Origin of the sequence: Alkalibacillus aidingensis (assembly GCF_014595945.1) — a bacterium.
GTDB classification, from domain to species: domain Bacteria; phylum Bacillota; class Bacilli; order Bacillales; family Alkalibacillaceae; genus Alkalibacillus; species Alkalibacillus aidingensis.
Genome location: NZ_JABXWU010000002.1, coordinates 15256 through 39886, shown reverse-complemented (window position 1 = coordinate 39886; position 24631 = coordinate 15256). Strand labels below are relative to the sequence as shown.

Genomic DNA, 24631 nt, shown 5'->3' with positions numbered 1-24631 from the left:
GCCCGATTTATGAATGATGGGTGGATAACGCTGAATTTGCTACCGAAAGACGTCCTAAAATTTTCGGTAGTAATACGGCAACTCCCATGGTAATGATAAAATCTTTAATAAAGAATGGGGTCATAGAAACGATTCCCATACCCATAGTCATGGGAACTTCCATAACGATGTTCATTGATGCCACCATATATGGAATGCCAATCACATAATTAACTAATAAAGCAACTAAAGTAGCTCCTAGATAAACTTTAATGTTAGGATTTTTGCTCTTCTCAACTATATAACCAGCAACCCAAGCTACCACGATAAAGGAAATTAAAAATCCTCCCGTTGGTGAGATGAACGAGTAGGCACCTGATTTCATTTCAGCGAATACAGGAACACCCGCCAACCCAACAAGTAAGTACACGACGACTGTGAAGCTTCCCAGCCTTTTACCTAAAATAAGACCAGCTAAGATAGCGAAAAACGTTTGTAAAGATAATGGGACAGATCCACCCGCGTATGTAATTTTTAAAAAAGGAAACCAAATTGCAATGTTGGCACCAATCATGAGTAAGACGACAAAGACAGATCCTAAAGTTAAATCACTAGTACTAAATTTCCTTTTCATTATTCTCTCCTCCCTTTTGTTGTTTTCTACTATAACGAACCTTACACATGATTGTCAACTTTATTTTGAAAAAGGTAAACAATTAGTTATCGAAATAAAAAATCCACCCAGAATATGATCTGAGTGGATTTATATACGTTCAAGAAATCTTATTTAAGTGCTGCATCTAATGCAACTTCAATCATGTCGTTGAAAGTTGTTTGACGTTCCTCAGCAGTTGTCTCTTCACCCGTTAAGATGTGGTCGCTAACTGTTAACACAGCTAAAGCCTCACGGTTATATTTAGCAGCTAATGTATATAGAGCAGTTGCTTCCATTTCTACTGCCAGTACATTATAGTCAGCTAGTTTATTGAATAATTCCATTGCATTGTCACGATAAAAACTATCACTTGTAAATACATTTCCTACTTTTAAGTTAAGACCACGTTCTTGGCCAACATCGTAAGCGTTTTTAAGTAAATTAAAATCTGCAGCAGGTGCAAAATCAATGCCACCGAATGTCATGCGGTTCATTTGTGAGTCTGTCGTTGAAGTTTGAGCTAAGATGACGTCGCGTACTTTAACGTCCTCTTGTAAGGCTCCACATGAACCAACACGGATTAATTTTTGAACATCATACTCTTGGATTAATTCATTAACGTAAATTGAAATACTAGGTACACCCATACCCGTTCCTTGAACTGAGATGCGTTCACCTTTGTATGTACCAGTAAATCCATACATTCCACGTACTTCGTTATAGCAAGTAACATCTTCTAAGAAAGTTTCTGCGATGTACTTTGCGCGTAGTGGGTCACCTGGTAGTAAAATCTTATCAGCAATATCACCTTTGTTAGCACCAATATGTGTACTCATTTTCGATATCCTCCTTAAGTGTATCATACATTTTTAAGCTATCATAATTTATCATGCAAAACAATTCACAAGGTATACATCATATGAAGTGTGATTATTGGGAAACTAGCAAAAATTGAGTAATTTTTGAAGCAGTTACATACGATACAACTTAGGAAAAGCTAAGATTTTAAAGCTAATTAATTCTACGATAAAACAGATTATGCTATAATATTTTCGTATTAGTATCGAGTGGAAAGATCTTTCGGGGCAGGGTGTAAATCCCGACCGGCGGTGATGAACCCAGTGGTGGTTCTAAGTCCGTGACCCGCGATAAACTTGCGGTGGATTCAGTGGAAGTCTGAAGCCGACAGTGAAAGTCTGGATGGGAGAAGGATCAGATCGTTAACCGGAAACTAACTTAAAGGGGGTTAACGATTGAAAGACGCAGAATTTTATATGCATCATGCAATTGAGTTAGCTAGATTGACAATTGGTCAAACACGTCCTAACCCGTCTGTTGGCGCTGTAATCGTAAAGGACGGTGTAGTTGTTGGAACAGGAACACACCTTAAGCCAGGAGAGCCACATGCTGAAGTGTTTGCAATCGAACAAGCAAAGGGACAAACGGATGGAGCAACAATGTTTGTCACTCTGGAGCCTTGTTCACATTATGGGAAAACACCACCTTGTGCAAAAGCTGTTATTGATAGTGGAATTAAGAAGGTGTATGTAGCAACACTTGACCCCAACCCAAAAGTGGCTGGTAAAGGTGTACAATGGCTAAGAGATGAAGGCATAGATGTAGATGTTGGATTGCTTGAAGATCAAGCTCTGAAATTAAATGAAAAATTCTTTTATTATATGCGTCACAAACGACCGTTTGTAACGCTTAAGACTGCCGTTTCGCTAGATGGTAAAATGACAGCAAACAGCGGTGATAGTAAATGGATTACCGGTGAGGAAGCAAGACATGATGTTCATATTAATCGACATCAACATGAAGCAATTTTAGTTGGAAGTGAGACCGTTTTACGAGATGATCCTCAATTAACCACCCGTTTGCCCCACGGAGGTTTAAGCCCTACACGTATCATCCTCGATACATATTTATCAATTCCATTGGATGCCAAATTATTAAAAAACAACCAAGCTACAACGATTGTAGTATGTGGTGAACAAGCTGACTTAGATAAGGAACAGGCTATTCAGTCTGTCGAGCACGCCGAGGTATGGCGTATGAATACTGACAAGATCAATTTAAATGACCTCATGACAAAGTTAGCAGACCAACGAATCATGAGTTTATATGTTGAAGGGGGATCAATGGTTCATTCGTCATTTATACAACAAAAATTATTTAATGAAATTCATGTATATATGGCTCCAAAATTAATTGGTGGGGCACTTAGTAAATCTTTTTATGGCCAATTAGGGTTCGATGAGGTGAAAGACGCTGTTCAAATCGAGTTTGAAACCGTTGAACAAGTGGGAAAAGACCTTAAAATTACTGCCAAACCTCAAAAGAAGGAGGTTCATTAATGTTTACAGGGATCGTAGAAGAAGTAGGGACGGTACAAAATATAAAGCAAGGATCTGAATCGTTGGAGTTAACGATCAACGTTAATAAAATTACCGAAGATGTTCAATTAGGAGATAGTATTTCGGTGAATGGTGTGTGTTTAACGGTAACCGATTATACCAAAACTTCTTTTAACACAGATATTATGCCAGAAACCTTCCATCATACGGCTCTAAAAAGTTTATCGGTAGGTTCTAAAGTGAATTTAGAAAGAGCGATGGGCGCAAATGGTCGATTCGGAGGCCATTTTGTATCTGGTCATGTTGATGGAATGGGGACGATTAAAAAGCGAGAAACTAAGGATAATGCGGAGTATTTTCATATTGAAGTCGATCCAGAATTATCTAAATATATGATGTTAAAAGGTTCAGTTAGTGTCGATGGTACATCTTTAACCATATTTGGTCTAGAGAATCATCAGTTCACTATTTCACTAATTCCACATACTCAAGAGGCAACTATTCTAACGACTAAACATGAAGGTGATGTTGTTAATATTGAGTGTGATCAGCTGTTAAAATATGTTTATCAGCTATTAAACCCAAATGATCAAATCAATAATCAAGGGGTGTCTTTAGAAATGTTGCGAGAGGCAGGGTTTCTTGACCGATAGGAGGGGTGAATCATGTTTGATTCTATACAAGAAGCAATTGAAGATTTAAAACAGGGGAAAGTAGTTATTGTTGTAGATGATGAGAATCGTGAAAATGAAGGGGATTTCGTCGCACTGGCAGAGAAGACTACACCTGAAGTGGTCAATTTTATGGTTAAAGAAGGCCGGGGACTTCTTTGTGCGCCTATTACTAAAGAGAAGGCTGAACAGTTACAACTAGAGTTAATGGCTGATGTTAACACAGACAGTCATGGGACGGCATTCACCGTAAGTATAGACCATGTTGAAACAACAACAGGAATTAGTGCAGGTGAACGTTCTCAATCGATTATGCGTTTAGCTGAGGATGATATTGTCCCAACTGAATTTAAGCGTCCTGGTCATATCTTTCCACTTATTGCAAAAGAAGGTGGTGTGTTACGTCGAGCAGGACATACAGAAGCAGCTGTTGATTTAGCAACTTTAGCAGGTGGTAAACCAGCAGGTGCGATATGTGAGATCATGAATGAAGATGGAACGATGGCTAGAGTTCCCGAACTTCGTAAAATTGCCGATGAGCATAACCTTAAGCTAATTACGATTGAGGATTTAATTAAATATCGCCGAATGCACGAAAAACTTGTGAATCGTGAAGTTGAGATCAACCTTCCTACATCTTTTGGTGATTTCAAAGCTATTGCATATACGAATGTGGTTGACGGAAGAGAGCATATTGCATTAGTGATAGGTGATATTTATCCAAGTGAACCGACGTTGGTGCGAGTTCATAGTGAGTGTCTGACAGGTGATGTGTTTGGTTCACATCGTTGTGACTGTGGTCCACAACTTGAATCTGCTTTAACGCAAATTGAAGAAGAAGGTAAAGGTGTCTTACTATATATGCGTCAAGAAGGTCGTGGAATTGGGTTATTAAATAAATTGAAAGCCTATAAGCTCCAAGAAGAAGGCTATGACACAGTCGAAGCGAATGCAAAACTTGGTTATCCTGCAGACTTACGCGATTATGGTATTGGCGCACAAATTCTTAAAGACCTAGGTGTTAGACAAATGCGATTACTGACCAATAATCCGAGGAAAATCAAAGGATTATACGGCTATGACTTAGAAATTATGGAACGAGTCCCACTTCAGATGACACCTAATAAAGATAACGAAAAATACTTAAATACCAAACGTGATAAATTAGGGCATCTGTTTTAAAATTAGGAGGTTAATCAAATGAAAACATATGAAGCAAGCTTAATTGCAAACGATTTAAAAATAGGAATTGTTGTCGGTAGATTTAATGCGTTTATTACGGAAAAATTACTGGATGGGGCAATTGATGGTTTAAAGCGACATGGCCTAAATGAAGATCAAATCGAAGTAGCATGGGTTCCAGGTGCTTATGAAATCCCACTAGCAGCTAAGAAAATGGCAGAAAGTAAAAAATATGATGCCGTTATTACCTTAGGAACGGTTATCCGTGGTGCAACCCCACATTTTGAGTATGTAAGTGGTGAGGTAGCTAAGGGAGCTTCATCAGTTAGTTTAGATACAGGCATACCAGTCATTTTCGGCGTTTTAACAACTGATACAATCGAACAGGCTATTGAGCGTGCTGGTACGAAGGCGGGTAACAAAGGTTATGAGTCAGCTGTTGGAGCAATTGAAATGGCTAATTTAGTTAAGCAACTTGAATCGTAATATTGTCATAAAGCTGAAACAATATTATTTATGAAATTTGCACCTACATTTGGTACAATAGTGATACATGCTAGCCAAAGTAGGTGTTTTATTATGATGGAATTTTTGTATTTTCCTGAAGACAAAACGTTATACATTCCCGCAATTATTACGTTAATTATTTTTATAATCGCTGCTTTCTTTTTGTTTCGTTTAGTTGTTAAAGTCTCTAAAAAACAAGAGCAATCCTTTCAAGACAACTATCCTAATACGAAGATAAACGAACAACATGAACAAAAAGAACAGACCGATCAGAATCCGTAATATACAAGCATAGTGACTTATTTAGTCGCTATGCTTTTTTTATAACTTGACTCTAACATGAGAGTTTAAATTGTTTTCTGTCTACCTATACTAGAAGTTGAGGTGATAGAAAATGAGAATATGGATACTTGTTGGTCTCATGCTAATTATGTCGGCCTGTCAATCTGATGATGAAACGGTCAAGACAGGTGATATTATCAACAGTGACCATGATGTCATTGGTGAGGCAACGTTTACAGAGGGAGCAGAAGGAGTTGACATCGAGGCTGAAGTTGTTGGTTTATCTCCAGGGTTTCATGGGATTCACATTCATGAGAATCCAGAATGTGAGCCACCAAGCTTTGAAACAGCAGGAGGACATTGGTCAACTGATGAGGAGGCTGAACATGGGTTAATGCACCCTGATGGTAGTCATGTTGGTGATATGCCTAATTTACTAGTTGAAGATGATGGAACAGCAACATTTGAATATACGATTGAAGATGCCACACTATTAGACGGACAAGATTCATTCTTCGCTGAAAATGGAGGAAAGGCCTTAATTATTCATGAAGAAGAGGATGACGGGATCAGTCAACCAGCAGGTGACGCAGGTGAGCGAGTGGCTTGCGCTGAAATCTTAAAGTCGGATGAAGAAGGCGAAGAAGAAACTGATAACCCAGCAGAGAATGTAGGTGAAGAAGAGGAAGAATAGTAATTAGCTTGGCTAAGGAACTGTTCGTGGATGATCGGCTATCTCTATAGGCTTCTTTAATCCCAGTAGCCAGCGTGAAGGGTGTTTTGGTCAAAAAGAGCTTGTATCTATTCCCTGTAGTGAGGAAGATGAGCATGCTCCGGTCAAAGAGTTAGCCTTTCTATTCCCGGCAGTAAGGTAGATGAGCATGCTCCGGTCAAAGAGAGAGCCTCTCAATTCCCGGTAGTGAGGTCGGCGAGTGCGCACCGGTCAAAGAGGTAGCCTCTCAATTCCCAGTAGTAAGGTCGGCGAGTACGCTCCGGTCAAAGAGAGAGCCTCTCAATTCCCGGTAGTGAGGTCGGCGAGTGCGCACCGGTCAAAGAGGTAGCCTTTCTTTTCCCGGTAGTGAGGTAGATGAGCATGCACTGGTCAAAGAGGTAGCCTTTCTCTTCCCAGTAGTGAGATAGGTGAGCATGGTCCGGTCAAAGAGAGCGTCTCTCAACTCCCGGTAATCTAGCAGAAGAAGCTAAACTGATCAAGTACCACACCTTCATGTCGCCTAAGACAAAGGGTGAAGTCACTCTTTAGTTAGAGAGATGTGAACAACAGAGAAGTAACACCCTTAATATAAAGACCACAAGAAAAAAGCGATGTTTACCTATCAGAAGGTAAGCATCGCTCTTCTTTTACTTATCGTTCAAAGGTCTCAATAATTCGCTTGACTCCTTCTTCGACGATAGAAGGAGGACAGGCTATATTTATTCGCATAAATAAACGCCCTGTGTCCTTACCAAAAGTAACTCCGTCATTTAAACCAACTTTAGCTTCATCTTTCAATTTGTCGACTATTTCCTTATGAGTGTAACTTGTTTCTGAGAAGTCCAACCAGATTAAGTAGGTACCTTCTGGAGTTATTGGTTTAATCTGAGTATCACTGTTATTAAGTGATTTGATTAGAATATCTCGATTTTCCTCCAATTGAGTTATTAACTTCTCAAGCCACTTCTCACCATATTGATACGTAGCTTCGATCGCTGTATAAGCAAATGTATTTAAGATCCCTAGCCCTTGATTACCTAATTGTTTTTCAAATTGCTTCTTAGCCTCTTGGTTAGGGTTGATGACATATGACCCTTGAAGACCGGCTACATTGAAAGTTTTAGAAGGTGCCATTAAGGTGAATGTTAATTGACTGATTTCTTCATTAAGACTAGCGATCGGAGTATGCTTATTAGGTCTGAAAATGATATCACTATGTATTTCATCAGAAAATAACAAGACCTTATATTTAATGCATAATTCAGCAATCCTGTTTAGCTCACCAATAGTCCATACACGACCGACTGGATTATGTGGACTACAGAGAATAAATGCTTTAGCACCATTTTTAAATTGTTGTTCTAACTGTTCAAAGTTTATTTCATAACGGTGGTTTTTTTGAACTAATGGGTTCTCAACGACTGTTCGGTTATGATTTTTAATCACTGAGAAAAAAGGCGGATAAACTGGGGGTTGGATCACAATTTGGTCATCTTCTTCTGTAAAGGACTGGACAAGAGCATGTAAAGAAGGAATGACACCAGGGCTAAAAGAGATTAAATTTGTGTCAATTGCGTATTGATGGCGTTTTTCAATCCATTGTTTAATTGCGTTTAATGTATGATGATCATACGTGGTATAACCGTATAGGTTGTGTTTTGCTCGCTCAATAATAGCCTCTTGTAAGGCTTTAGGTGCTGGTAAATCCATATCAGCTACCCACATCGGTAAGAGGTCATCACGGCCGAAAACACGATAACGAAAATCATATTTTACAGCCTTAGTAAATTCACGATCAACTGATTGTTTAAATGAACTCATCGAAATCTCCCCTTCACTGTTATATCGTCACTATATCAAAACAAAAAAAAGAGGCAAAGTGAACTGCACTTTGCCAAAGGGGGAATACGAGAAAGTATTACATTTATAGTTATAACCGGTCAGTAAAATTTTAAACATCTTTTTTTAGAAAAATATTATTTTCATTTACGGAAAAACTGTTACCTAAGGGGTTTTGCCCAAAGAATTTTCAATGAAACCAGATAAAAACTACACTGTACTTGAACAGCCTTTTGAATAAGTGTTGTGTTTATGTTACAATACGAGTCGGTGCTAAAGAATAGAATCGGGAGTTGTATAATATGACAAAAGTAATTGAAGAAGGACAAGTCATCGAAGGTAAAGTTACGGGTATTCAACCTTATGGTGCCTTTGTCGAAATTGGGGAAAACCTACAAGGTCTAGTTCATATCTCTGAGATCACTCATGGGTATGTCAAAGACATAAATGAACACCTTAATGTTGGTGATGAAGTGAAAGTTAAAGTATTAAATATTGAGGAAGACCGTGGGAAATACTCACTTTCCATTCGTGCAACAGAGGAAAAACCCCAAACGGAGCCTAAGAAAAAACAGACATTTAAAGCAGCGACTCCTAAACAAGATGAGACAGCTGGTTTTAATGTGTTAAAAGACAAACTTGAGGATTGGATTGAACAATCTAAAGAGCGTGAAAAAACATTTCGTCAGTAAATATAAGAGTGCCTTAAAGATTTAATCTTTAAGGCACTTTTTTTGCTAACTTAAATTGAATCATACATAATAAATAGTAGTCGAAGGAAAGGGGTAAAAGATATGGAGAACTTTACATTTCATAATCCGACGAAGTTAGTTTTTGGAAGAGGACAACTTGAGCAACTACCTAACTTAATTCCAGCAGGAGTTAAACGCGTTTTAGTCATTTATGGTGGGGGTAGTATTAAGCGAAATGGCATTTATACTAATGTTATGAAAAAGTTAAATGATAATGGTTATGAAGCATATGAATTATCAGGTGTTGAGCCTAACCCACGTCTATCTACGGTAAATAGGGGGGCAGATTTGTGTAAACAGCACGAGATCGATTTCCTGCTTGCAGTTGGTGGAGGTAGCGTGATTGACTGTGCTAAAACGATCGCTTCTGCTGCTAAGTATGATGGAGATGCATGGGATCTTGTTACTAAGAAGGCCGAGCCTAAGGATGCATTACCTTTAGGGACGGTTTTAACCTTGGCAGCAACAGGTTCTGAAATGAATGCTGGGGCAGTTATAACGAATTGGGAAACAAACGAAAAATATGGATGGGGCTCACCTTTTTCATATCCGGTCTTTTCGATACTGGATCCAGTACATACCTATTCAGTACCAAAAGATCAGACTGTATATGGAATTGTAGATATGATGAGCCATATTTTAGAGCAGTACTTTCATGTCCCTACCAATTCACCTGTTCAAGATCGTATGGCTGAAGGAATTCTTAAATCAATTATAGAAGCGGCACCAAAATTACTTAATGATTTAGAATCCTATGAACATCGAGAAACGATTATGTATGCGGGTACAATGGCATTTAATGGAATACTACAGATGGGTTATCGTGGAGATTGGGCAACTCACAATTTAGAACACGCTGTTTCAGCTGTATATGATATACCACACGCAGGTGGTTTATCGATCTTGTTCCCAAATTGGATGAAGCATAATTTAAATGTTGATCCGAAGCGCTTCAAACAATTAGCTGTACGCGTTTTTGGCGTCAACCCAGCCAATAAAACCGATATTGAGACTGGTATGGAAGGCATTGATCGTTTACGACAATTTTGGAGTGCGTTAGATGCGCCAACACGATTAGCTGACTATGATATTGACGACTCTAAATTGGATTTAATGGTTGATCGTGCTATGAAACGTGGACCGTTTGGTAATTTTAATAAACTACATGAAGACGATGTTCGGAAAATTTTAGAAATGTCACTTTAAGTCATTTTGCTAAGATATGGCTAGGACATCACAATGATAAATACGGGAAAACATATTTTGTTTTCCGTGGGCATGCGCTAAGCCTCCTGGTTCATAGAGAACACTCTGGGGTCTTAGCGCCTTTATTTTTGCTGGGGTCATAAACAAATCATCAATCATCTTCAAAATTATTTCCTCTAAGATAAAAGTTTTACCAACAGGATGTAGGTCATGAATTTAGATAAACCGTACACACTATGAACAATCCAATAAAAAAAGATGGTGATATGATGATTGCACTTGATTCTGGAATAGAAAATCAAGCTTATTCTTTCGAGGATATTGAAAATATTTTAAAGCGATTAAATTTCGAAGTCGGTGGGAATTGGGAGTACGATCATGCCTATTTTGATTGCTTGTTAAATAATGATGAACATGAGTATGCCTTCTTACGTATTCCTGTATCAACTGAAATTGGGATTATTGGTGAGAAAAATGCCCATGTTCGCGTTGGTAAACCATTTGTGTTAGTCCACCGTTATGAAGATGGAATAGACCATGATAGTATTTCAGGTAATATCCAAGCAAGCTTTAACCAATTTTCAGCACCTGAGGATTCAGATGCTGAAGTAGACCAAAATTATATACAAAAAGCCCAAGATTTACTGATAAAAGTCGAACATGCTTTATTGCAATAGTTGTTTCGTTACGATGACTTGATCTTCTTTTGTAAGTTTCTGATCTGCTGGTGGATTAATACGTATTTTGTTATCTTGAATAATACCTAATAACAACTTTTCATTTTTTTTGGCATACATTGTTAACTCTAAGATCGTTTGTCCTACCCACTCGTCTTCAACTTTATGAACAACAAACTGTTGATTGGATAACAGTGACATGACATATTCAAACGCTTTAACATATTCATGGCCGGTGAGCTCATGGAAGAGTAATGTACTGGTGGATTCGTTCGTACAAATGACTTCTGTTGCACCGGCCCTTTCTGCGTTTGCTTTTTGTTTATCGGTTAGAATCTCAACTAAAATAGGAATTCGATGATTTAACCCTCGAGCAGTAATTGTCACTAATATGGAATGAATGTCTGCTTCACGTTCTATCATAGATTGATCAGCAGTAATGATAATTTTTTTTGCTTGATCAATATTAGCTTTTTTCCATGTTTGGTCAACAGATGGATCGCCATTAACGTAATGGATTTTGGCATGATTGATTGGATCCTTAGAAAGTGTTTCATCAATTAGTATAATGTTTTCACCATGATCATATTGCTTATTAATTAGTTCAATTAAATTACGGGAGCGCTCATTCCATCCTACAATGATGATATGGTCTTTACCGTGATAATCGATTTTCCCCTCTTTATAATCCTCTTCACGTTTTATAGCTGCACCTGAAATAGTGACCATGTAGAAGGTTAACAATCCCCCACCAGCTAATAATAATAATATGGTAAAAAGTCTGCCTATGATTGTTTCAGGTACATAATCTCCATAACCAACAGTCGAACCAGTGATAAAAGCCCACCATACCCCCTCAAACATGGTAGGAAACGCATCAGGCTCTATTAGATGGATGAGGAAGCCAAAAAGCAACATAATGAACAGTACGGAAAGTAATAACCTTAAAAAAACGGGCATTTGAAAATAGGCTCTCCAAAGTTTGTACATCTTTTTTCACCTCTATTTCTCTAGCTTCCAGTGTTACCTTAATTACTAAAAAATATAAATAAAAACACTGCTTAAAAAACAGTGTTTTTATCAAGACTATATAGTTTATAGTTTATATCTTGCTGTTGGCATGGCCTCGAGTCGTTCGTAAGGTATTTGTTCTCCTGTTCGTTCACAAATGCCATACGTTCCATTGTCCATTTTTGTTAGCGCGTTATTTATTTCCTTAAGTTGTTCTTGTGCGCGATAAAAAAATGTCACATCTTTATGACGTTCATCTAGCTCCGTACCCATATCTCCAGGGTGCTGATCGTCATAGGAATTCAACTCACCGACTGATTCCTCAATAAATTCTGGAGTATCTTCGAATTGCGCAATTTGCTTTTCTAATTGTTCTTTCTCTTCTAATAAGGCATGTCTTAATTTTGCCCATTTTTGAACATCTGTCATGGTTTCACCTCATTAGTTATGTGCGCTCAACGACACCTATTGTGCAACGAGATGTAGAAATTAACTGATCCCCTTCATCAGTAATGTTGATTTCCCATACCATGGTCATACGACCGATATGGATGGGTTTGGCTGTTGCATAGACCATTCCTTCACGCTTGCTTTTGACATGATTAGCATTAATTTCAATGCCAAAGACATTGTATCTATCTGCATCTACATTTAAAAACGCTCCTAGGCTAGCTGCTGACTCAGCTAAAGCAACAGAAGCGCCACCGTGTAAAAAACCGAGTGGTTGGTGAACTGTTGCATTTACAGGCATCGAAAGAACGACATAGTCTTTTTTGGCTTCTTCAACTTCAATATTTAAAGTTTCAAAAAGTGTATGGCTTAAATCCATTTCTCATCTCTCCTTTAATATTTACAGTGAACCATGAAGATATGCATGAACTAATTGATGAATCTAACTAGATGTTCAATTAAAAAGCTAATACCAAAGAGTAATCCAAAAATCGTATTTGTCTGAGCCGTATACTTCATCGCTGGCATCATTTCTAACGGGGTATGATTTTGCTTGAATGTTAAATAAGCGTTATAGGCCTTTTTTGTACTCAAGATGGTTATGAATCCCCAAATAGGTAGTAAACCGTCGATGATTAAAAATAAAGTGATCACGAATGCTGTGATAAAAAATCCAGCTAGAACGCGAATGGCATTATCTCTACCAACTAAAATAGCTAGTGTTTTCCTACCACTTTCTTGATCACCTTCAATATCGCGAATGCTATTGGAAAGTAAAATCGCGCCAATTAAAATCGCAGGTGGTATAGACAATAAAATAATACCAGTCGTTAAGTATTCTGTTTGGATATAATAACTAATACCAATGATGACCGTACCCATAAAGAAACCAGAGAATAATTCCCCAAATGGGGTATAGGCAATTGGGTAGGGACCACCTGTATACAAGTAACCAAATAACATGGATACGACGCCAATAGCAGCAATCCAAAATGTTGTCTCTAGACAAATATAAAGCCCTAATAATACGGAAATGCCATAAAATATAAAGGCAAGATTACGTACTTTATCAGGAGCTATTCCATCTCTGACAATCGTTCCACTTATACCTACGGATTCTTCTGTATCTAAACCTTTTACGAAATCATAATATTCATTGAACATGTTTGTCGCAGCTTGAATCAGGATAGACGCTAGCAACATGGCAAGGAATAATCCAACATGAAGTGTCGTTTCCATAGTGGCAGCTGCAGTTCCGATAAATACTGGAACAAAAGATGCGGTAAGTGTATGAGGACGAAGCATTCGCCACCAGACTTGAAATCCAGACTTTTCCCCTAATGCTTCTTTGATTGATTGATCTGTACTCATCCCTTGTCATCCCTTTCTGTATTGCACATACTAAAAATAGTTTAGAGAATGGGGGGTCCTATGTCAATCAAAGGAAATGGATTCTTCTTGTCGTCTTCGTAAAAAAGTCATAAAATAAAAGGTAGGCCTTTTAATAAATGTCTTTTCTCATAAGTGGAGAAAAATTGGAGGAAAAGACCATGTTAAAAACAAAACAACTTTCAATATATGAACAATTACAATCAGCACAGAATCAAATAAAGTCTGGTTCTGGCTTGTTTGTTTCAGTGACTATACCAATTGATTGGGTGGATGCGATTGACTTTTTTGCTAGTCATCAAGCGAAGACTGGTGAACGATTCTTTTGGAAAAGCCCCAATGAAGAGTTAGTACTAGTTGGAATTGGTCAGGAGGATGTATTATCAGTTGAAGAAGCTACTGACCGTTTCATTGAAATGGAAACCAAAGTGAAACAGCGTTTGTCACAATTTGAATCAATTGGAAATGATTTAAGTGGGACAGGCCCTATCTATTTTGGAGGATTCTCCTTTTTTAATGATGAAAACGTCGCTGGGATTTGGAGTTCTTTCCCTAATGCTCAGCTGGTTTTACCTAAATACATGTTATCTCAAAGTCAGCAACAATGTTTCCTTACTTTTAACCAATGGATAGATGAACATTCATCGATTAACAACCTGGCTAAACAAATGGACGAAAAAATAGCGGAAGTTAGAACGCTGGCAACACCAGGCTATTCAGAACAGCAGCAAGATGAACTAGTTGATCGCCTGCCATATGAACAATGGGAAGATTTGATTAACAAGGCTGTAAAAACGATCAAGTCTGGTCAACTTGGCAAAGTCGTATTAGCTCGTCAGTTAGAAGCTAAATTCGATCAAGCGATCTCAATTGAATCTGTAATGCAAGCGCTGGATGATCAGCAAGAGCAAAGTTATTTATTCGTGATGGAGAATGGACAAGATACATTTATAGGTGCGACTCCTGAACGTTTAGTGGAAGTTAAAAATCAAAAATTACAATCGGCTTGTCTAGCTGGGACGACTTCACGTGGTTCAACGGTAGATGAAGATGATATGAAAGCATGGCAATTATTAAATGATGAAAAGAATTTACAAGAACATCATTATGTCGTAAAAATGATTTATGATGCCATTAATCCTTATTGTGATGCGATCGATATCCCTAGTGAACCTATTATTCGTAAGTTAAGTAAGATTCAGCATTTGTTTACACCTGTTGAGGGTGTTTTAAAGGATCGTTATACCATATTTGATACCCTTAAAAAACTTCACCCAACGCCAGCACTTGGAGGAGAACCCAGACAGTTGGCGATGGACTATATAAAAGAACATGAGCCAATGAAACGTGGGTGGTATGCTGCACCTATTGGTTGGGTAGATCATCAATTGGACGGGGAGTTTGCAGTTGCCATTCGTTCTGGTTTAATTCGCGAAAATCAAGCTACTTTGTTTGCGGGGTGTGGCATTGTTGTTGATTCAGATCCGAGAGCAGAATACGAAGAAACCAATTTGAAATTTACACCTATGTTAGATGCATTAGGAGGATCACTCTCATGACAATGGAAGCAAAAACGTACTATGTTTCATATTTTGTAGATGAGCTTTATCAAAAAGGGATGGAGGATATTGTGATCTCGCCAGGTTCACGCTCCACCCCTTTAGCAATGCTAGTTGCGGAGCACCCCCATCTAAATGATTGGCTTCATTTTGATGAGCGTTCAGCTGCTTTCTTCGCTTTAGGGATTGCTAAGGCAAAACAAAAGCCTGTCGCCCTTGTTTGTACATCTGGCACAGCTGCCGCCAATTATTATCCGGCAATTGTCGAAGCATATTATAGTCGGGTCCCTTTAGTCGTTTTAACGGCAGACCGACCACACGAGTTAAGAGATAACGGGGCCCCTCAGGCCATTGATCAAATCAAGATGTATGGTGAATATACAAAACAGTTTTATGAAATGGCCTTGCCAGAATCAAGTGATATGATGTTAGCTTATGCTAGAAGACAAGCGAGTCGGGCCTATGAGATCGCTAATAAACCTAATCAGGGAGTTGTTCAAGTTAACTTTCCCTTTAGAGATCCCTTGATACCAGATTTAAACCTTACTGATTTATGGGGAAAATCGGAAACTCCTCACATACAGTCAGTAAGTGGTTTTGAGCTGGTCACACCTGACCAACTAGAGGAAGTATTTTCTATTTTAAAGGGAAAAGAGCGTGGATTAATTGTTTGTGGTGAATTAACGACACAAGAAGAAAGTGATGCGGTCTTAGCCCTAGCAAAAGCTTGGAAAGTCCCATTACTTACAGATGTCTTAAGTCACGGACGACAGTCCTATGATACCAACCCTTATGTGATTTCTACATATGACGCCTTATTAAAGAACCAAGCATTTGCCAATTCTTATAAGCCTGACTTTATTATTCGATTTGGATCTATGCCTGTTTCTAAACCGTACCTGCAGTGGCTCACTAACAATCCACCCGAACTTCACATCGTTGTTGACCAACAGACAGGCTATCGTGAGCCTACAGGGATGGAGACAACCTTTATCTATAGTGACACGGCTAGTTTAATAAAGGAAATGTTAAAGAAAGAACCACCTGTTATAAATCAGGCCTGGACTGAGGAATGGTTGACGTTAGATCATGGGATTAAAGAGCTATTAACTAACTATTCAAGTGAGGAATTAACTGAAGGGTCGACGGTATCAGTCATTTCCAGAAATCTTCCTGGTGAACAAACGATATTTGTTGGTAATAGTATGCCTATACGTGATATGGATACCTTCTTCCTGCCATGTAACAAAGCTGTTCGTATTCGTGCTAATCGAGGTGTCAATGGGATAGATGGGATTATTTCTTCTGCGTTTGGTGTTGCTGCTTCAGGAGAAGAAGTAACGTTACTGATTGGTGATTTATCCTTTTTACATGATTATACCGCCTTATTAATCGGGCAAAAGAATGGTCTTTCCATACGAATTATCGTTATAAACAATAACGGTGGTGGCATTTTTTCTTTTCTACCACAGCATGAATATGGTAAACATTTTGAGTATTTGTTTGGGACACCTTATGATCCACCAATCAAGGAAATGGTCGAAGCTTTAGGTTATCATTATCAACAAGTGACCACACAAAATGAACTTAAAGAGATCGCCAAGAAGCCAGTCGATGGTCTAGAAATTATTGAAGTACAAACCAATCGCGATGATAATCTTGCTTGGCATAGAGCTATGAGAGCTAAAGTTAATAGTTATTTAGAACACCGTTTAAGAGAGGATCAATAAATGTATTATCAAGTGGGGAATAATAAGTATTATGTGGAGACTGAGGGACAAGGTGAGCCTCTAGTTTTATTTCACGGATTTACGGGTACTACATCGACGTGGGATCAATTAAAAGAACAACTGAAGGAGCATTATCAGTTAATTTTAATTGACTTACCAGGACATGGCCTATCAATTACTTATGCTTTAGAAGGGATGAATCAGGCTTGTGATGAACTTAGAGCTGTTATCCAACAAATGGGAATATCGACATTTAACTTATTAGGGTATTCGATGGGAGGAAGGACAGCATTAGTATTTGCATGGCTTTTTCCGAATATCATTGATAAACTAATATTGGTCGGAGCATCCCCGGGGTTAGAAGGTGAAGAGCAAGACAAAAGAGTTCAACAAGACGAGAAGTTAGCTTGTTATATTGAACAAAATGGTTTACAAACGTTCGTTGACTACTGGGAGAAGATCCCTTTATTTGAAACACAAGAGCATTTACCAAATGACGCTAAAGAGCGAATTAGACATGAGCGACTAAATCAGAAAGCATCTGGCTTAGCCTTATCGCTTCGGACAATGGGAACGGGTATTCAGCCTTCCTTGTGGGGTGAATTAACGAACATAGATACACCTAGCTTGTTAATAACTGGTGAGCTTGATCAAAAGTTTACCAATTTAAATCAAAAAATGTGCAAGTTACTTCCTAACGCAGGACATCAAATTGTAAGTGGTGCCGGTCACGCTGTTCACCTAGAAAATCCCGAAATTTTTGGTAAAATAGTATTGAGTTTTTTAAAACAATAGAATGATTCGAGGAGGATTATAATGGCTGTAGAATGGGTTAAAGAAAGAGAATACGAAGAGATCATTTATGAAACATATAATGGCATCGCTAAGATTACCATTAACCGTCCACACAAACGAAACGCGTTTACACCTCTTACGGTACAAGAGCTAATCGATGCGTTCGCTTATGCACGTGACGACTCTAAAATCGGCGTCATTGTATTAGCGGGTGCAGGTGATGAAGCTTTCTGTTCTGGAGGAGATCAGTCTGTAAGAGGTCATGGGGGTTATGTTGGTACTGACCACATCCCACGATTAAATGTCTTGGACTTACAACGTTTAATTCGCGTGATTCCTAAGCCAGTGGTGGCAATGGTATCTGGTTATGCTATTGGTGGTGGACATGTTCTTCATGTCGTATGTGACTTAACAATAGCTGCTGATAACGCGATCTTTGGACAAACTGGACCTAAAGTCGGTAGTTTTGATGCCGGTTATGGTGCGGGGTTACTCGCACGTATTGTAGGCCATAAGAAAGCACGTGAAATCTGGTACCTATGCCGTCAGTACAATGCTGAAGAAGCGGAGAAGATGGGATTAGTCAATACAGTAGTTCCAGTTGAAAAGCTTGAAGAAGAAACGGTTCAATGGTGTCAGGAAATGTTGGAAAAATCACCAACTGCCTTACGCTTCCTAAAAGCGTCATTCAATGCAGATACAGATGGACTTGCTGGTTTACAGCAAATGGGTGGAGATGCGACGTTATTATACTACACAACCGATGAAGCTAAAGAAGGTCGTGACGCATTTAAAGAAAAGCGTAAACCCGACTTCGATCAATTCCCACGCTTCCCATAAGCAATACTTAAAATAAAAAGATAAGTCGCACCAGATGATTGGTGCGATTTCTTTTTATTAATTAGCTAGCTTTAATCACGCCTAAAGGAGGAATAGTTTCATGACAGCCATGCGACATTGGCTCAGCAAACGAGCTGATTTTTCACCTAATACTGAAGCAGTTGTTTTGACGAACGGTGACACCTTCACATTTAAACAGTTAGAGATCCACGCTAAAAGTATGGCGGCCAATTTACGACGACAAGGAATTCATCCCAACAGTCACGTAGGAGTACTAGCAAATAATAGCTACCCTTTTTTGGTGTTGATTCATGCTCTTAATTATTTGGGGGCGGTGAGTTTTTTAATTAACACAAGATTAACGTCTCAAGAGATTTGTTTTCAATTAGAAGATGGTGAAGTTGAGTGGCTACTGTATAGTGAGGGTTACTCCAATGTAGTAAGTGAATTAAACATTACAGGTCTGACTAGTATTAAGCTCAACCATTTATTGATGGAAGAATCTGAACCAGTAAAATTAGATGAAGAGGTTGACCTTTCTCAACTTTCTCATATCTTATATACATCCGGTACAACGGGAAAGCCAAAAGGTGTTCAATTAACCTACGGAAACCATTGGTGGAGCGCTATTAACTCGGCCTTAAACCTCGGATTGAACCAGCATGATCGTTGGCTTTTAAGCGTACCTATGTTCCATGTTAGTGGCCTATCAATCATTTATCGAAGTGTCATTTATGGGATGCCCATTCACTTACATGAAACATTTGACGTTGAGGCGATACATAAAGATATTATGTACAATGAGATCACGATTGTTTCAGTAGTCAGTGTCATGTTAGAACAATTACTAGAACAGTTAGGTGATAACTTCTATCCAAATACATTCCGCTGCATGCTTTTAGGAGGTGGCCCTGCATCTAAACCACTATTAGAGAAGTGTCGCGCTAAGGAAGTTCCAGTTTACCAAACATATGGAATGACAGAAACTGCTTCACAGTTCTGTACTCTTGATGAGAACAACGCGTTTAACAAGCTTGGATCAGCTGGTAAACCGTTATTTTCTAACCGGTTAAAGATCATGAGTCATCATGGTGAGGAAGCAGGTGTTCATGAAGTTGGTGAGATCGTTGTGAAAGGACCGACTGTTACTAAAGGTTATTACAATCGACCAGAGGAAAATAAAAGAACGATCAATGACGGCTGGCTAAAAACAGGGGATTTAGGTTATTTAGATGAGGATCACTTTTTATATGTCGTGGATCGTCGTAAAGATTTAATTATTTCTGGTGGTGAGAATATTTACCCGGCTGAGATAGAAGGGATTTTGAAATCACATCCACAAATTAAGGACGCAGGTGTTGTAGGTAAGGAGGATGATCGCTGGGGACAAGTACCGGTTGCCTTTATCGTTGTTAAAGACCGTTCGATAGACAATGATGAATTTGAGCAATTTTGTCATCAACATCTAGCTAAGTATAAAATCCCGAAAGACTGGCACGTGGTTAAAGAATTGCCAAGGAATGCTGCAAAGAAGTTATTAAGACACCGATTAGCAGAGCAGGTTAACCAAAAGGAGGGGGAGACGTGAACTTAAAAGAGCTCATTGTGCGACAAGTATCCATGAAATTAAAAAAACCATTTCAAACGGTTAATGGCCTAGTTGTTGTTCGTGACACTATAATTGTTGAAGCCCATGACCACAAAGGAAATATAGGTTACGGGGAATGTGTTGCTTTTTCAGATCCATTTTACACTCCTGAAACAACCACAACGGTTTGGAATATGCTAAAATATTTTTTATTGCCACTACTCGATAAGAAGGAAATTGAGCATCCTAAAGACATTCATCAAATATTTTCAGGCGTTCAGGGTCATCAAATGGCTAAAGCTGGAGTTGAAACGGCAATCTGGGACCTTTATGGTAAACAGCAGAACAAAAGTCTAAAAGAGCTTATAGGTGGTAAGTATGATGAAGTTGAAAGTGGAGTAGTTCTTTCACTAACCGATGATATTGAAGAACAAGTGAAAGAGTATAGCAATAAAGGTTACAAACGCTATAAATTAAAGGTTCAAAAAGGAAAAGAAAGAGAAACAATTGAAAAAGCGCGACAATACATAGGTGATACGCCAGTTATGTTTGATGGTAACGGGAGCTATGGACCAGAGGATATGTTACATTTGAAGAATTTGGATGATTTAAATTTACAAATGATCGAACAACCTTTTCGTCAAGACGACTTTTACTACCATCATCAATTAAGAGAACAAATGGATACCCCTATATGTTTAGATGAATCAGTCCAATCAGAGCATGATGCCTTTCAAGCGATCGAACTAAAGGCAGCCGATTATATTAATGTTAAGCTCGGTCGTGTTGGTGGATATCAAGTTGCTATGGCTATCCATAACTTTGCTAAAGTGGCCAATGTTCCATTATGGTGTGGTGGTATGTTAGAAACAGGGATTGGTCGTGCTCATAATGTCATCCTAGCTTCGTTGGAACAATTTACTCTACCTGGCGATTTATCAGAGTCTGAGCGATATTGGGAAGAAGACATAATCGAAAAACCTTTTAAAGTGAAAAAAGGAAAGGTTAAAGTGCCACAAAAGCCTGGAATTGGTGTGAATGTCCATCAAAAACGGTTAGAACAACGAACTTATCGTCAGTTTGAGCACATCATTTCAACTTAACATTTGTATAAATTGAGTATTTCTCGCCACATTAAATAAAGAGGTGGGAAAGATGGACAAACAAAAATTTTATGTCAGCGTTGAAAGAGGCGAAATATCTGAATATAAGGCTGGAAACAATGATGATTTTATCATCTATGGTGATCCAGAAGAGATTATTGCGTTAAGAGAGTGTCTAGATAGTGTGCAAAGTGCTGAATTAGACACCGCGCTTAGAGCCAATGTCCCTTTTAGAGAGTATCATAATGATCATGAAAATGACCTATATGATTACTATTTTATGAAAAGCTACAAGATGATTTACGAATTAGGTGATGAAACAACTAAAAGACATATTGAATCCATGCCATTCTTTCAGGAATTCGACAAAATTACTGATGAACAATAACGTGTAGAAACCTTGGCCACGAAATGGGGTCAAGGTTTTTTTATTTTACTTAACAGATTTATCATAAAATCAAAATCTTCAAAGTATTATGTTTATATGCACTCTATAAATGTAATAATATTAGTAGAGATTAAGAAATTGGCTAACAAATTCTTAACTTCGTCATATATTAAAAGGAAAGGTGGTTTGTCTAGTGAAACAACTAATCTATTTGTTCATGTCAATAACTTTTTTACTTGTGGTTCCTTATTCATATATCACTTTAAGTGCTGCTCCTCACCAATTGACTGGTTCATTTCAGGAAAACCACCTAGTAGGTTTATTGGCGAAGGAGAAAGCTGAAGATTTCGAACGAGAGGAAGAAGAGATTACACATGAACAGATTGCGTCGGTGATGAGAGATTTTATGGATAAGCTAGTCCAGGATGTTCATGATGATTATCGTGTAAAAGATTTTGATACCATGAGTGATCTTAAAGGTGATTTCACTTCTATTTCTTCGGAGAAGGTTACTAATAAGTTTGTAGATTTTTATTATGAAGAGAAAGGTGATGGATTATATATTGTTCCGACTTCTACACCTCCATGGTTTGAAGAGGAGAATGAGTATGAAGTCACAGAAACCTCTGATCAAACTTTTAAAGTTGAACAAAATAATCAATCTGAATTTTATGGTGAATATACGATCGTTTTTGAGATACAATTGAATGATGGGAACCAACCGTTTATAATAGACGTACATTACATCTAACTTTAATTAAACTAGGAAAAGGATCGTGTTGGAGTGGAAGTATTTAAAGATTACTATCACAATACAGTAAGGTTTGTGATGAATGAGCAATATTTCTCAAAGGAACCAAAGCACGTATGGGTTGTTGCGATTCATCACGGTAAATGGTTATTGACGAAACATAAAGACCGTGGTATTGAATTTCCTGGTGGCAAGGTGGAGGCCGGAGAAACCGCTCGTGATGCAGCCAGGCGAGAAGTATATGAAGAGACAGGTGGGGTCGTTAGTAGCTTAGAGTTTATTGGTCAATATTATGTTGATGGCAAAGGTGGCGATATTATAAAAAATGTCTACTTTGCTAAGGTAAAGGAGTTGCGCGATCAACCCCATTATTACGAAACGGAAGGGCCGGTTTTATTAGATAGTTTACCTTCTAATATTAAAGAAAATGGGCAATTCAGTTTTATGATGAAAGATCAGGTGTTAAACCTGACCATTAATGAAGTGCATAAACGTTTAAACCAAAAAGCCTAGAAAGGATAGCTATATCCTTTCTAGGCTTTTTTATGTTTAAAAGGCTAAGTGAAGTCATGACATGATAATTAGTGAATATTATCGACCGTAAATTGGACCTGCCTCACTAATATCTTTAGTCACGTGATCAAATTTTCGGAAGTTCTCATGGAACTTATTGGCTAATTCAATTGCTTTTGTGTCATACGCTTTCCCGTCAGCCCAAGTTTTCTTCGGATTTAATACATCACTTGGAACTCCTGGACAAGTCGTTGGCATGTGTAATCCAAAGAATTCATCTTGTTTAAAGTCTACGTTATTAAGCTCACCTTCTAATGCCGCATGAACCATTGAGCGAGTGTGACTTAATTTCATACGTCTTCCCTCACCATAAGATCCACCAGTCCATCCGGTATTGACTAAGAAGACTTGAGCCTTATGTTGGTCAATTTTCTCACCGAGCATCTTGGCATAAGTTGCTGCAGGTAATGGTAGGAATGGTGATCCAAAACAAGCAGAAAAAGTAGCTTCTGGTTCGGTAACTCCTCGCTCTGTTCCTGCCAACTTACTCGTATAACCACTTAAGAAGTGATACATTGCCTGTTCTTTAGTTAATTTACTAATCGGAGGTAACACTCCAAAAGCATCTGCTGTTAAGAAGATAATCGTATTTGGGTGACCGGCAATACTAGGTTCAATAATATTATCAATATGATTGATCGCATAAGCTGCTCTTGTGTTCTCAGTTAGACTTGTATCATCGTAATCAGGTAACCTTGTTTGTTCATTAACGACGACGTTTTCTAACACCGACCCAAATTTAATAGCATGGTAAATTTGAGGTTCGTTTTCTTCAGACAAATTAACGCATTTAGCGTAGCAACCACCTTCAATATTGAAAACACCATTTTGTGACCAACCATGTTCGTCATCACCAATTAAACGACGGTTTTCATCTGCTGATAAAGTGGTTTTTCCAGTTCCAGATAAACCGAAAAATAAAGCAACATCACCTTCTTCTCCAACATTGGCCGAACAATGCATGGAAAGAATATCGCTTTTTTGTGGTAACATATAGTTCATCACTGAAAAAATAGACTTTTTAATTTCTCCTGCATACTCAGTACCACCAATTAAGACGATTCGATGTTTAAATGATATAATAATAAAGGTCTCTGAATTAGTGCCATCAACTTCAGGGTTCGCTTTGAAATGTGGCGCAGAAATTACGGTGAAATCAGTTTGATGGTTAGCAAGCTCTTCATCATCTGGTCGAATAAATAATTGGTTAGCAAATAAATTGTGCCAAGCCAATTCAGTAACTACTTTAATGGAAAGGCGATGCTTCTCATCAGCACCAGCAAATCCACGGAATGAGTAAAGTTCTTGTTGTTGGTCTAAATAGTCGGTAACCTTTTGTAAAAGGTTGAGAAACTGATCTTCACCAATTGCTTGATTAACAGTACCCCAATCAACTTGGTCTTTGGTTTCTTCATCTTCTACAATAAATTTATCTTTTGGTGAGCGTCCTGTATAATGACCAGTAGTAGCACGAATCGCACCTGTTGAGGTTAAAATCCCTTCATCTCTAGCTAGTATTTTTTCAACTAACTCAGCAACGGATAAATTTTCTTGTAAGGCATCGCTGCTGGAAAAGCGAGAGATTAGCGTATCAACATTTATGGTTTTCATATGATATCACCCTTTACATTTGTA

The 24631-nt window shown here is 38.3% G+C and carries 26 protein-coding genes and 1 riboswitch; of the genes, 18 read left to right on the top strand and 8 right to left on the bottom strand.

Annotated elements, in window-relative coordinates:
* Positions 1-7 precede the first annotated feature (7 nt).
* Positions 8-613 (bottom strand): biotin transporter BioY, encoded by a 606-nt coding sequence (locus HWQ49_RS05340; RefSeq protein ID WP_188206575.1) that lies wholly within the window; start codon positions 611-613, stop codon positions 8-10.
* Between the two features lie 149 nt (positions 614-762).
* Complete coding sequence (deoD, locus tag HWQ49_RS05335) at positions 763-1470, bottom strand: purine-nucleoside phosphorylase (RefSeq protein WP_188206574.1); 708 nt, start codon at positions 1468-1470, stop codon at positions 763-765.
* 236 nt (positions 1471-1706) lie between these two features.
* Positions 1707-1850, top strand: a riboswitch (FMN riboswitch).
* 37 nt (positions 1851-1887) lie between these two features.
* Here deoD and ribD point away from each other — a divergent pair.
* From ribD to HWQ49_RS05305, 6 genes are all read left to right on the top strand, one after another.
* Positions 1888-2991, top strand: coding sequence for a bifunctional diaminohydroxyphosphoribosylaminopyrimidine deaminase/5-amino-6-(5-phosphoribosylamino)uracil reductase RibD (gene ribD, locus HWQ49_RS05330; protein WP_188206573.1), 1104 nt, complete (start codon positions 1888-1890; stop codon positions 2989-2991).
* Positions 2991-3644, top strand: a complete 654-nt coding sequence (ribE, locus tag HWQ49_RS05325) for a riboflavin synthase (RefSeq protein WP_188206572.1) — start codon at positions 2991-2993, stop codon at positions 3642-3644. Before ribD ends, ribE begins: the two co-directional genes overlap by 1 nt.
* 12 nt (positions 3645-3656) lie before the next feature.
* Positions 3657-4844: a bifunctional 3,4-dihydroxy-2-butanone-4-phosphate synthase/GTP cyclohydrolase II gene (locus HWQ49_RS05320; RefSeq protein ID WP_188206571.1), complete on the top strand. Its 1188-nt coding sequence runs from the start codon at positions 3657-3659 to the stop codon at positions 4842-4844.
* 18 nt (positions 4845-4862) lie between these two features.
* A complete protein-coding gene (gene ribH / locus HWQ49_RS05315) occupies positions 4863-5330 on the top strand; it encodes a 6,7-dimethyl-8-ribityllumazine synthase (protein ID WP_188206570.1) in 468 nt (155 codons plus the stop codon).
* Between the two features lie 93 nt (positions 5331-5423).
* Positions 5424-5633 carry a hypothetical protein gene (locus HWQ49_RS05310; RefSeq protein ID WP_188206569.1) on the top strand — a complete coding sequence of 70 codons (210 nt, stop codon included), beginning with the start codon at positions 5424-5426 and terminating at the stop codon, positions 5631-5633.
* A gap of 112 nt (positions 5634-5745) precedes the next feature.
* Positions 5746-6327 (top strand): superoxide dismutase family protein, encoded by a 582-nt coding sequence (locus HWQ49_RS05305; protein WP_223155041.1) that lies wholly within the window; start codon positions 5746-5748, stop codon positions 6325-6327.
* A gap of 669 nt (positions 6328-6996) precedes the next feature.
* Here the strand turns inward: HWQ49_RS05305 and HWQ49_RS05300 are convergent.
* A complete protein-coding gene (locus tag HWQ49_RS05300; protein WP_188206568.1) occupies positions 6997-8166 on the bottom strand; it encodes a MalY/PatB family protein in 1170 nt (389 codons plus the stop codon).
* Between the two features lie 320 nt (positions 8167-8486).
* Between HWQ49_RS05300 and yugI the strand changes: the two genes are divergently transcribed.
* From yugI to HWQ49_RS05285, 3 genes are all read left to right on the top strand, one after another.
* A complete protein-coding gene (gene yugI / locus HWQ49_RS05295) occupies positions 8487-8876 on the top strand; it encodes a S1 domain-containing post-transcriptional regulator GSP13 (protein WP_188206567.1) in 390 nt (129 codons plus the stop codon).
* 102 nt (positions 8877-8978) lie between these two features.
* Positions 8979-10142, top strand: coding sequence for an iron-containing alcohol dehydrogenase (locus tag HWQ49_RS05290; RefSeq protein WP_188206566.1), 1164 nt, complete (start codon positions 8979-8981; stop codon positions 10140-10142).
* Between the two features lie 269 nt (positions 10143-10411).
* Positions 10412-10819, top strand: a complete 408-nt coding sequence (locus tag HWQ49_RS05285; protein ID WP_188206565.1) for a YugN family protein — start codon at positions 10412-10414, stop codon at positions 10817-10819.
* Here HWQ49_RS05285 and HWQ49_RS05280 read toward each other — a convergent pair.
* The 4 genes from HWQ49_RS05280 to HWQ49_RS05265 form a co-directional block, all read right to left on the bottom strand.
* On the bottom strand, positions 10808-11809 hold the full coding sequence (locus tag HWQ49_RS05280; RefSeq protein ID WP_188206564.1) for a potassium channel family protein: 1002 nt from the start codon (positions 11807-11809) through the stop codon (positions 10808-10810). The two genes, HWQ49_RS05285 and HWQ49_RS05280, sit on opposite strands and share 12 nt — an antisense overlap.
* Positions 11810-11914: 105 nt before the next feature.
* A complete protein-coding gene (locus tag HWQ49_RS05275) occupies positions 11915-12259 on the bottom strand; it encodes a TraR/DksA C4-type zinc finger protein (RefSeq protein WP_188206563.1) in 345 nt (114 codons plus the stop codon).
* 16 nt (positions 12260-12275) lie between these two features.
* Entirely contained in the window at positions 12276-12659 is a 384-nt protein-coding gene (locus HWQ49_RS05270; protein WP_188206562.1) for a hotdog fold thioesterase, read from the bottom strand.
* A 50-nt stretch (positions 12660-12709) separates the two neighbouring features.
* Positions 12710-13651, bottom strand: a complete 942-nt coding sequence (locus HWQ49_RS05265) for a 1,4-dihydroxy-2-naphthoate polyprenyltransferase (protein WP_188206561.1) — start codon at positions 13649-13651, stop codon at positions 12710-12712.
* A 179-nt stretch (positions 13652-13830) separates the two neighbouring features.
* Between HWQ49_RS05265 and HWQ49_RS05260 the strand changes: the two genes are divergently transcribed.
* The 9 genes from HWQ49_RS05260 to ytkD all read left to right on the top strand — a co-directional run bounded on the left by HWQ49_RS05260 (position 13831) and on the right by ytkD (position 22936).
* Positions 13831-15228 carry an isochorismate synthase gene (locus tag HWQ49_RS05260; protein WP_188206560.1) on the top strand — a complete coding sequence of 466 codons (1398 nt, stop codon included), beginning with the start codon at positions 13831-13833 and terminating at the stop codon, positions 15226-15228.
* A complete protein-coding gene (gene menD, locus HWQ49_RS05255) occupies positions 15225-16958 on the top strand; it encodes a 2-succinyl-5-enolpyruvyl-6-hydroxy-3-cyclohexene-1-carboxylic-acid synthase (RefSeq protein WP_188206559.1) in 1734 nt (577 codons plus the stop codon). The genes HWQ49_RS05260 and menD overlap by 4 nt, the downstream gene beginning before the upstream one ends.
* Complete coding sequence (menH, locus tag HWQ49_RS05250) at positions 16959-17753, top strand: 2-succinyl-6-hydroxy-2,4-cyclohexadiene-1-carboxylate synthase (RefSeq protein WP_188206558.1); 795 nt, start codon at positions 16959-16961, stop codon at positions 17751-17753.
* Between the two features lie 21 nt (positions 17754-17774).
* Positions 17775-18593, top strand: a complete 819-nt coding sequence (gene menB / locus HWQ49_RS05245) for a 1,4-dihydroxy-2-naphthoyl-CoA synthase (RefSeq protein WP_188206557.1) — start codon at positions 17775-17777, stop codon at positions 18591-18593.
* A gap of 100 nt (positions 18594-18693) precedes the next feature.
* Positions 18694-20181, top strand: a complete 1488-nt coding sequence (locus HWQ49_RS05240; protein WP_188206556.1) for an o-succinylbenzoate--CoA ligase — start codon at positions 18694-18696, stop codon at positions 20179-20181.
* Positions 20178-21284, top strand: a complete 1107-nt coding sequence (gene menC / locus HWQ49_RS05235; RefSeq protein WP_188206555.1) for an o-succinylbenzoate synthase — start codon at positions 20178-20180, stop codon at positions 21282-21284. The genes HWQ49_RS05240 and menC overlap by 4 nt, the downstream gene beginning before the upstream one ends.
* Before the next feature lie 52 nt (positions 21285-21336).
* On the top strand, positions 21337-21672 hold the full coding sequence (locus HWQ49_RS05230; RefSeq protein ID WP_188206554.1) for a hydrolase: 336 nt from the start codon (positions 21337-21339) through the stop codon (positions 21670-21672).
* A 193-nt stretch (positions 21673-21865) separates the two neighbouring features.
* Positions 21866-22423 carry a hypothetical protein gene (locus HWQ49_RS05225; protein ID WP_188206553.1) on the top strand — a complete coding sequence of 186 codons (558 nt, stop codon included), beginning with the start codon at positions 21866-21868 and terminating at the stop codon, positions 22421-22423.
* Positions 22424-22456: 33 nt separating this feature from the next.
* The gene (ytkD, locus tag HWQ49_RS05220; RefSeq protein ID WP_188206552.1) at positions 22457-22936 is read left to right on the top strand and encodes an RNA deprotection pyrophosphohydrolase; all 480 of its coding nucleotides are present in this window, start codon (positions 22457-22459) and stop codon (positions 22934-22936) included.
* 78 nt (positions 22937-23014) lie between these two features.
* On the opposite strand, the gene pckA is transcribed toward ytkD, so the two are convergent.
* Positions 23015-24607 carry a phosphoenolpyruvate carboxykinase (ATP) gene (pckA, locus tag HWQ49_RS05215; RefSeq protein ID WP_188206551.1) on the bottom strand — a complete coding sequence of 531 codons (1593 nt, stop codon included), beginning with the start codon at positions 24605-24607 and terminating at the stop codon, positions 23015-23017.
* Positions 24608-24631: the final 24 nt, after the last annotated feature.